The sequence below is a fragment of the Synechococcus sp. R6-5 genome, assembly GCF_047461775.1.
Taxonomy (GTDB): Bacteria; Cyanobacteriota; Cyanobacteriia; order Thermostichales; family Thermostichaceae; genus Thermostichus.
This window is the reverse complement of the sequence record NZ_JANSHV010000359.1, coordinates 1-798: the sequence shown is the minus strand read 5'-3', so window position 1 is coordinate 798 and position 798 is coordinate 1. Positions and strand designations below refer to the sequence as shown.

The 798-nt window shown below is 55.3% G+C and carries 1 pseudogene; it reads left to right on the top strand.

Annotated features, from left to right (window positions below):
• Positions 1-212: 212 nt before the first annotated feature.
• Positions 213-798 (top strand): annotated as a pseudogene (locus NW818_RS13725) (hypothetical protein); the annotation flags it as partial.

Sequence of the window (798 nt, the reverse complement as noted above, 5' to 3'; positions counted from 1 at the left end):
AGGAGAGTTCAGCGTGAATGTATCAGGTGCTAGATGGCAACCGGTTGTCTTCTTCTTCAGCTTTGGGAAAGGCACCGTCGCTGTGCTTTTTTGAGCGCCCTTTGGGTATACTTGAGACTAGACTCAAGGTTTGCCTTTGAGTTTCCCTGGGGTGAGCTGGGCAGCTCTTGCTAAAGACGTTGACCCTAGCAAGTTTTTGAAGGAGATCTGCCATGGCTTTCCGCAACTCAAAATCCCGCTTTCGTCACCCGATAGCTCCCTTGATTTTGGCTTCCTCCCTCGTAGGAGGAGTGGCTGCTTGTTCCCTTACTTCGGATCCTCCGGCTGTTACTCAGGTTCCCCCGACAATTTCAGCTCAGGCGCCAGAAACAGCAGTGCAGGGCTCTGAGAGCATTGCTTTCTACTACGACGGGGTAAAGACCTCAGTCACCATCAAGGATGCGGCAGTCCTTTTTGCCGCCTGCACCCTCAACACCAACGACTCCGGGAAGATTGTTAACTTTGTCAATAACACGCTCAAGGTGGGGCCGATTACGGCTGCCGACGTGACGGGGTTGGGCGATCCGCTCAAGCCCTCTGTTTCCGACTTTACTGCCGACGGGGTGGTGGACTGCAAGGATGCGGCGGTTTTGTTTGCGGCAATTTCAACAGGTCTTCCGCCGACGGCCAGTAAGATCAATTCCTTCCTTGCCACCACCCTGAAGCTCAGCGGTGTCAGCGTCACGCAGCCGAACTTAGATACCTTCTTCAGCGAGCCCACCCCGACACCCACGCCGACTCCAACCCCGACCCCGACGC